This is a genomic window from Gluconobacter sp. P1C6_b (assembly GCF_018811945.1).
Lineage (GTDB): Bacteria > Pseudomonadota > Alphaproteobacteria > Acetobacterales > Acetobacteraceae > Gluconobacter.
On sequence record NZ_JACRVU010000044.1, the window covers coordinates 1 to 7596 of the forward strand.

The following is a 7596-nucleotide window of genomic DNA, read 5'->3' on the forward strand; positions in this document are numbered from 1 at the left end:
ATCGCTCGGTGGCCCGGATTATCAAGACGGCGGCCGAAGCTGTGGGGCTCGATCCGGAGCGCTTTTCGGGGCATTCGCTGCGGGCGGGCTTCATTACCTCAGGGGCCGAGGCCGGCGTCGATGCGCTGCTGATCGCGGAGACCTCGCGGCATCAGAGCCTTGACGTGCTGCGCACCTATGTCCGGCGCGCCTCGCTACTGAAGGCCCATGCCGGACACTGTTTCCTGTAAGCCCTAGCCAAACGGCCACCACCAACGACGGCGAGCGTACCCCCCGTACGACCGGGTCTGTTCAGGGTGTACGTTCAGGGTGAACACTGGCCTTTGTACAGGGCGAACGTCTGGGGTGTACGTAGGGTGTACGCGTTCACCCTCGATCCGTGAGATCTTCTCCCTGAGCTGGGCATTCTGTTCCTTAAGAACGGCGTTTTCTTCCCGGTAATCTGAGACTTCTTTGCGTCTTTCATTCAGTTCAGTTTGGAGAAGACCCATCATGTCCCGCAGGGTGGACAAAGCCGTATTGTCCGGGGTGAACATCCCATTGTGTTCGGGTGTACGTACAGGGTGTACGTCCGGGGCTACGCGTTCAGTCCGTTCAGGGGTCTTGTTCAGGGCAAAAACGGGAACAGAAACACGGACAGTGCCATGATTGTCCGTGATTTTGAGCCAGCCGCCGCGACGAACGCGCGCACGTGCAGCGTCAAGGGAAAGTCCAAGCCGGTCAGCTAACTGACGATAGGTCAGATTTTCTGTTTGCTCGGCCATAGATCCTCTTACATCTTAAGACTGAGCTTATATCCGGTCGAGCATGAAATGCGAGTAAGGCTGTCACCCTAGCTAGGGTGACATATCTTGCCTGTTAATGTTTTGTCCAAGTCGGGCCGAGATGAATGGATAGTCTTTCCAAGAGCTCCTTCGTCTTGAGCCTTTTGAACGTGCGTCTGAAGGGAAATCCTGGCGCGGGTACGTCAACTCGTCGACGGGGACGGAGACCAGGACGCAATCAGGTCGAGCCAGTCATTCTTGGAGCGTGGCTTTTCAAAGAAAATATCTCTCTGAAAATGAGATCCGCTGTCGTTTTGGCAGTTAGAAGAAAACCTGAGTTTTCGGCGGGCGAGAGCCTCTTTAAGGCGCTGTGTCGCATGAGCTGCGGCGACCTTGGCTTGTTCCAGGCTAACCAGAATTAATCGGTAGCGGTTGGGACCATTCACAATGCGTCCTGAACGCCGCATACGCTGGCGGGTCCGTTCCACCAGACCAAGACTGTAAGCCGTCTCTAACGCCCGGATCACGGTTCTGGTGCTGCACCCTGCACGAGCGGCAATGCTTTCGTGGGAGGGGAAGAGACCGCGATGCCCTTCGAAACTGGCGAGGGCCTGAAGGACAAGATGTGTCTTGGCGGTGATCTGACGGGCTTGGGTCAGGGTCCAGATCTGGGAAGCGAAAGAGGGCATATCCGTCCTTTTCAGACGGCAAGCATTTCCCAAGAAGGAGAACGTTGAACCTTTGAGCGGCTCACGCTATATTCCTTCTATCGGGTGAATAAGCGGGATTAGTCGCTTTTCCACCTGCTCGCCGCGCAACAGCGAGATTTCGAAGGGGGCAGCCTGCCAGGGCTGCCCCCTTCATCATTTCAAAGCATATTGGTCGGTTGAACGCTTATTGTCCAGCGATGCTATGAAACGCTGTTACGTAATACATTCCTCCCTGAATTTAGGATTCAAGATAGTCCGTACTTAAGTCCATGGCAGGAGGAATGATATTAGTTATCAAAAAAAACAATATGCAGTTAACGATATATTAAGTTAATTAAAATTATTTATGATGCACTACTTCTTCTATGTTGAGGCATGTCAACAATTATTATTTCTTGTGTGGCTTCATCATAAGAATAATATATTCTTAGACATCTACTAGGGTCCCTAGTATTACCTCCATTTTTTATATGCCAATCTACTGAAATTTTTCTATCTCTATACTCAAACTCAAATTCATCTGTTCCACAAGGAGCATTGAATAAATTTTCCGAAATTTTTATATTTGCTAAAGATTGGCCTCCGCTTTTCCTTATATTTCGGCATTCTGTAGCTAACCATTTCAAAGCTGCTGCAGCTAAATTATAATTCCTAAATTCCGGTTTTTTTAAATTTTTGCGCGCTAAGCTAGTAAGTACTAAACGTCCAGCAAAAGAGTTATCTACCCATTCTGAAAAGTCATCCCAACTACTAGGATTAGGAATTTTATCATCAAAATCTATTCCTCGATCAGAAAGTTGCTTTTCTAAAAGTTCGATTCTTAATCTAGTAGCATAAAGTTGTCTTTCAGAATTTATTGCTCTTTCTTCTTCAGACAAAGAAACATGATACCAGCTTTGTTGCTCTTCTCGTGCCGATAATATTTCTTTTGTAAGAGAAGATATTCGCTCCTCAGCAATTCTTAATTTTTCTTTTTCTGTAGCACCACCTGAACTTTCTTGTTCCTTTTGGAGGGATAAGCTACGGATTTCATCAAAAGGGTATATTTCCTTCCATAATTGATTACTTCGTACACTACGTTTCGCGATAGCTAATCTAATATTATCAAATGTTTTCTTTGGTTCTTTGATAAAGTCATTTGAAAAGTACAGATAATGACTGAAAGGATCTGAATCATAATCGAAACCGGGGAAATATATTCTTGCAGCTCCATTGAATACAGATCTAGTTTTTCCAAAAGAATCACTTATTAAATAAGTTAGATCACTATCTATTTTAAATATATTGACTAAACCGCTTAGAGACTTCTGCAAACTATCACAGTAGAACTTATTGAAATGTACGGGAAAATCATTTCCAAACCTTTCATCGCCTGATAAAACTATAGCTGGAAACTTTCTACTACTATCAGATAAGTATTCAACTAGAAGTTCTGCCATTTCCTTTGTTTTAACTTCAATTATTCTATTTTCAATATTGAATTTACCATCTTTTATTTTTATTCCTTTATCAATTATTTGCCTTATAACTCCAGGTATATGTGGGCTTATAACTATATTATCTTCTGAAGTATTTACTATAAGTCTTAACGTAAGATTTAAGGATTTATTTAATTCATATAGACTTATTTCAGTTGTCCATGTCCGCTGAGGTATTTTTTTATCTGGATCATCATTTGTAACAGCCCATAAATTTATATCTTCATCTAGTATATTACACCCTAATGTGGTTCTTCCACCACTAAGTAGTTCAAATTTATCAAAATTCCATGCTGTTTTAGGTAAATTAGATCCGGATCTTTTACTTATCCACTTCAATATTTCCCGCTTGATAAGCGATACTTTTTTTGCATCGGATGAATCCACATCTAATTCAGATTTATATCTGAATATTTCATATTTCTTTACGTCACTACCTCTGTTGTTGATTTGGCTTATTTTCATTTTTCACAATCCTATTTTTTAAATGAAAATATTATTCATTTTCGACTCAAGTCAACAAAATAGTTAATCCTTTGATCGCACTAATCCTCTGCGTCCAAAAGGACTTAGATATATTCAAAACATTCCAAAGTGGGATAGGAACCATTGTATGATAGAAAACTTGGATTCAGTTTCTATGAGAAGAGTATCGAATAGACGAAAAAGTGGCCTATCGATCGCTTTTTTCCATAGAGCTGCAGCAAACCTTGAGTCGATAGCCGTCGCATGGCGAGCGAGGTCATCTTCTTCAAAAACGGTCTGCGCTGGCATGATGCACACCGGGAGTATGGTCAGCAGAAGTATGTTTTAACTATAATCTCCAAGGCTAGATTTTTAAAAAAAGCTCTCTGATAGTTTTAAAAAAATTCAACAATAAACAAACCTATGACCAAATTACGCGGCCATTGCCCGCCGCACAGCATCAGGCTCCCGCCAAAGCACGCGAAGCAGAGTTCGCACTGCAGGATCCAGCCTGACCCGGCCCTGCTCCCAGTTCCGCCAGGTAGCAACCGGCACGCCCGCCAGGGCCGCAATGTCTTTCTGGGTCAGCTTCAGGTGACGCCGCACGGTTGCCGGTGACGGAGCGGCCAGCCCCGGAAGCTCCACATCCGTGCCATCTTCCTTGGCCTGTCGGTCAATGTCGCCGTCCGTAATCGCGTTCACCCGGGTCCAGTCAATCATCGAGGGGCGGGCCTTGATCTCTGCCAGTGTCATTCTTGCCATTTGATCCACTCCTTCCGGTGCATTTTCCGGGCTGAGATGATCCGGAAGCAGCCCCCCCCGGACCGTATAGACGACCATGAACGGGACGCCTTCAATCAAGCCTGCGGCCCTGATGCGCGGCTCGCCATAATCTTTCCGATCATCCGGCTTCTGAAGCAGCGGCCCCGCAAAGATGACCCGTACATCCGCAAAACTGAATCCGCGCTCTTCGATGGCGGCCCTGGTCAAACAGAAATCCTCCCAGACGTCTCTCATCGTCTCATGCTGACGCCAAAAGATCGTGCCACCATCGTGTCAGGGGTCGTTGCACGGTCGTGTCACCATCGCGTCAGGATCGTGTCAGTTTTCAGGGTCGCGCGTATATACAAATGCAAACTTTCAGTTGTGCATCCCGCCAAGCACTAGTGCCAATCGTAATCCGTGACAGCCTGATGCCGGACCGTGAGGGTCACGGCCTCCTGCCGGATGGCCTCAAGGGTCTCCTTGGACACCAGACGTTTCCAGACATCCCCGTCCCGGTCATAGACCCATCCGGACGCTTTCATGCTGTTCCGCACGGCGGCCGGAGGCGTCACCGGAAACCGTACCAGGTACGTGAACGGGACAAACTCCAAAGGCTCCTCCCTGGCCTCCTGCTCGATCTGACGGCCCCGGTCGCGGAAAGGCGCGACAGCCTTCTGGAAGTCGTCTTTGTCGTCCTCGTGGATCCAGACATTCATCTGGACCAGACCGAGCGCTTTGCGGCGCTGGCGGACGGCGTGCATGGTCTGTCGGCTCATGAGGGGGCGCTCCAAAATCTGTTTTGAAGCTTTTAGCACTAGTGCTCGATGAGACGCACAACTGAAAGTTTGCATTTGTATATACGCGCGACCCTTCTCCCTGTAGTCGATCTGTAGTCGTTGCGTAGCTCTTCTGTAGTCCTTTGTAGTCGATGGGTCGTCGACCGATCCCGCGCAGCGAACGGTATCAGGCAGGCCGTTCTAGTGTCTGAGAATGGGCATTCTCAGACACCAGAAAGAGCCCTTTCTTCCTGAAGCGCTCCGGCTCATCATGTCGCCATGAGTTACCTCTATCTCGGCATCGCCATCTTTGCAGAAATCATCGCAACCTCACTTCTCAAGGCTTCCGAGGGATTCACACGCTTCGTCCCGACAGTCATTCTCGGCGTCGGATATCTCGTCGCCTTCTACTGCCTTTCGATGGCCCTCAAAGAGATTCCAACCGGCATTGCGTATGCGATCTGGTCGGGAGTGGGCATTGTCCTTGTCGCCCTGATCGCCTGGATCTTCCAGGGTCAGAGACTTGATCTCCCAGCCATGATCGGCATGGGTTTGATCATCGCAGGCGTTCTGGTGATGAACCTCTTTTCAACGACAGCAGGGCATTAACCCTGATTTTGGAGCGCTTCATGAGCAATCGTTTGGCCGTATTGTCTGCCCTGTGCCCTCTTCTCTTTCCGATCTGCGCCTTTGCACAAAGCTCCCCGGACTGGCTGCCAGAGTCTGGTATCAAATCCCCCTACAGCCCGCTTGCCGTTCCGACGGCACTTCATCCGGTCACAGCTTCTCTGAGCAGTCTGCTCAAAACAGGCTACCGGATCACCACAACCACAAATTATGCTGGATCCGGCGCTCTCTTTACGCTGGAGAAGCGTGGTCAGACCATTCTCTGTGTCCTGACCCTTCCCAATCCTCAAACGGACCAGAATGTCCCAACCTCACGCTGCTGGGATTTGTGAAGACCAGAAAGGGCTTTGCATCCCCAATAGCCCTTAGGTCTACAACCCGGCCAAAAATCTATTTGTAGGACGCGATGCCCGATCGACGTGGATGGCTCAAAGAATCTGCCTGATTTTGATGGAAATTAGCCGCCCTTCCCGTTACATGTAACGGAAAGGAGAAAACGCTATGACCCCTGTTGCCATCCGCGTCCAGAAGCGCCGTGACACCCTTCGTAAGGCCGGACTGCGCCCCGTCCAGATCTGGGTGCCCGATACACGGACCCCGGGCTTTGATGCGGAATGCCAGCGTCAGGCGCGTCTGGTAGCCGAGGCAGACCGGCACGATCCCGCGCTGATGTCCTTTCTGGACAGTGCGGCCAGCGATCTCGACGGGTGGGAGGCATGAACCGGGGAGACTTCGTGACCGTTGCTCTCCAGGGAGACCTGGGCAAACCCCGTCCTGCTCTGATCGTCCAGGCTGACCGCTTCGAGACGACGGCCTCCGTGACCGTGCTCCCTGTCACCAGCACCCTCATAGACGCGCCCTTGCTCCGCCTGTCGGTGCCCCCAGACGAGCGGAACGGGCTGCGCAAAACGTCCCAGGTGATGATCGACAAGCCCAGCACGGTCTCAAGAGACAAGATTGGCCCCACCTTCGGGATTGCCAGCGATACCGTCATGCTTTCCGTCAATCGCGCTTTGGCGCTGTTTCTCGGTCTGGCCTGACAGGCTTGTGACCTTACAGCCGCTTTTCCCCGAGACGATTCCGGATGTTCTTCAGAGCGCCTCGGACCGTCTGGTTCTGGCGGCCCGATCTCCCGCGACATTGCGCGCCTATCGCACTGACTGGGGCGCCTTCGTCGCCTGGTGCAGCGCCCAGGGCGTCACGGCACTTCCGGCTCAGCCCGAAACCGTCGCCGCCTGGATCGCGTCGCGTCTGGAGCAGGGCCGCAAAGCCGCGACACTGGCCCGTGGGGTGGCGGCCGTGTCCTGTGCGCATGAGCTGGCGGGGTTCGAGAGCTTCAGCCGCTCCCGCGTCGTCCAGGATGCGCTCCGGGGCATGCGGCGGACGCTTGGCACCGCGCCGACCCGCAAAGCCCCTGCGACCGTGGACCTGCTGCGGCGGATGATCGACGTTCAGCCGGATACCCTAATCGGTCGGCGCAACCGGGCGCTTCTGGCTTTGGGTTTTTCCGGTGCCTTGCGACGGTCTGAACTGGTAACGCTGGACGTTGCGGATCTCGTGTCCCACGAGGGCGGCGCGCTGCTCACACTGCGACGCAGCAAGACCGATCCGGACGGGGCCGGTCAGACAATCGGGATTCTGAACGGCTCCACTATCCGGGCACTGGATCATCTCGCGGCCTGGTACGAGGCGGCCGGGATCACGTCCGGTCGTCTGTTCCGGTCCGTAGACCGGCATGGACGGATCGGCGGGTCACTGTCAGATCGCTCGGTGGCCCGGATTATCAAGACGGCGGCCGAAGCTGTGGGGCTCGATCCGGAGCGCTTTTCGGGGCATTCGCTGCGGGCGGGCTTCATTACCTCAGGGGCCGAGGCCGGCGTCGATGCGCTGCTGATCGCGGAGACCTCGCGGCATCAGAGCCTTGACGTGCTGCGCACCTATGTCCGGCGCGCCTCGCTACTGAAGGCCCATGCCGGACACTGTTTCCTGTAAGCCCTAGCCAAACGGCCAC

Annotated in this window: 11 protein-coding genes; 6 read left to right on the plus strand and 5 right to left on the minus strand. The window is 51.7% G+C overall.

From position 1 onward, the window contains the following. A partial coding sequence (locus KP701_RS15585) for a tyrosine-type recombinase/integrase (RefSeq protein WP_215747852.1) occupies positions 1–230 on the plus strand: 230 nt, incomplete at its 5' end. A 3-nt stretch (positions 231–233) separates the two neighbouring features. On the opposite strand, the gene KP701_RS15590 is transcribed toward KP701_RS15585, so the two are convergent. The 5 genes from KP701_RS15590 to KP701_RS15615 form a co-directional block, all read right to left on the minus strand. Next, the gene (locus KP701_RS15590) at positions 234–764 is read right to left on the minus strand and encodes a hypothetical protein (protein WP_215747853.1); all 531 of its coding nucleotides are present in this window, start codon (positions 762–764) and stop codon (positions 234–236) included. A 203-nt stretch (positions 765–967) separates the two neighbouring features. Then, the gene (locus KP701_RS15595) at positions 968–1453 is read right to left on the minus strand and encodes a helix-turn-helix domain-containing protein (protein ID WP_215747854.1); all 486 of its coding nucleotides are present in this window, start codon (positions 1451–1453) and stop codon (positions 968–970) included. A 365-nt stretch (positions 1454–1818) separates the two neighbouring features. Continuing rightward, positions 1819–3417, minus strand: coding sequence for a hypothetical protein (locus KP701_RS15600; protein ID WP_215747855.1), 1599 nt, complete (start codon positions 3415–3417; stop codon positions 1819–1821). Between the two features lie 432 nt (positions 3418–3849). Next, the gene (locus KP701_RS16435) at positions 3850–4407 is read right to left on the minus strand and encodes a BrnT family toxin (protein WP_252345684.1); all 558 of its coding nucleotides are present in this window, start codon (positions 4405–4407) and stop codon (positions 3850–3852) included. A 173-nt stretch (positions 4408–4580) separates the two neighbouring features. After that, on the minus strand, positions 4581–4958 hold the full coding sequence (locus KP701_RS15615) for a hypothetical protein (RefSeq protein WP_215747857.1): 378 nt from the start codon (positions 4956–4958) through the stop codon (positions 4581–4583). 279 nt (positions 4959–5237) lie between these two features. Here KP701_RS15615 and KP701_RS15620 point away from each other — a divergent pair, with 279 nt between their 5' ends. The 5 genes from KP701_RS15620 to KP701_RS15640 all read left to right on the plus strand — a co-directional run bounded on the left by KP701_RS15620 (position 5238) and on the right by KP701_RS15640 (position 7577). Then, positions 5238–5567: an SMR family transporter gene (locus KP701_RS15620; RefSeq protein ID WP_215747858.1), complete on the plus strand. Its 330-nt coding sequence runs from the start codon at positions 5238–5240 to the stop codon at positions 5565–5567. Between the two features lie 20 nt (positions 5568–5587). Continuing rightward, a complete protein-coding gene (locus KP701_RS15625) occupies positions 5588–5917 on the plus strand; it encodes a hypothetical protein (protein ID WP_215747859.1) in 330 nt (109 codons plus the stop codon). A gap of 169 nt (positions 5918–6086) precedes the next feature. Then, positions 6087–6305: an antitoxin MazE family protein gene (locus KP701_RS15630; RefSeq protein WP_010505707.1), complete on the plus strand. Its 219-nt coding sequence runs from the start codon at positions 6087–6089 to the stop codon at positions 6303–6305. Next, positions 6302–6625 (plus strand): type II toxin-antitoxin system PemK/MazF family toxin, encoded by a 324-nt coding sequence (locus tag KP701_RS15635; protein ID WP_010505709.1) that lies wholly within the window; start codon positions 6302–6304, stop codon positions 6623–6625. The genes KP701_RS15630 and KP701_RS15635 overlap by 4 nt, the downstream gene beginning before the upstream one ends. A 7-nt stretch (positions 6626–6632) precedes the next feature. After that, positions 6633–7577, plus strand: coding sequence for a site-specific integrase (locus KP701_RS15640; RefSeq protein ID WP_215747860.1), 945 nt, complete (start codon positions 6633–6635; stop codon positions 7575–7577). The last annotated feature ends 19 nt before the right edge of the window (positions 7578–7596 follow it).

Coding starts and splice junctions, on each gene's coding strand:
- KP701_RS15590 (WP_215747853.1), bottom strand. CDS start 764: ATGGCCGAGCAAACAGAAAATCTGACCTATCGTCAGTTAGCTGACCGG.
- KP701_RS15595 (WP_215747854.1), bottom strand. CDS start 1,453: ATGCCCTCTTTCGCTTCCCAGATCTGGACCCTGACCCAAGCCCGTCAG.
- KP701_RS15600 (WP_215747855.1), bottom strand. CDS start 3,417: ATGAAAATAAGCCAAATCAACAACAGAGGTAGTGACGTAAAGAAATAT.
- KP701_RS15615 (WP_215747857.1), bottom strand. CDS start 4,958: ATGAGCCGACAGACCATGCACGCCGTCCGCCAGCGCCGCAAAGCGCTC.
- KP701_RS15620 (WP_215747858.1), top strand. CDS start 5,238: ATGAGTTACCTCTATCTCGGCATCGCCATCTTTGCAGAAATCATCGCA.
- KP701_RS15625 (WP_215747859.1), top strand. CDS start 5,588: ATGAGCAATCGTTTGGCCGTATTGTCTGCCCTGTGCCCTCTTCTCTTT.
- KP701_RS15630 (WP_010505707.1), top strand. CDS start 6,087: ATGACCCCTGTTGCCATCCGCGTCCAGAAGCGCCGTGACACCCTTCGT.
- KP701_RS15635 (WP_010505709.1), top strand. CDS start 6,302: ATGAACCGGGGAGACTTCGTGACCGTTGCTCTCCAGGGAGACCTGGGC.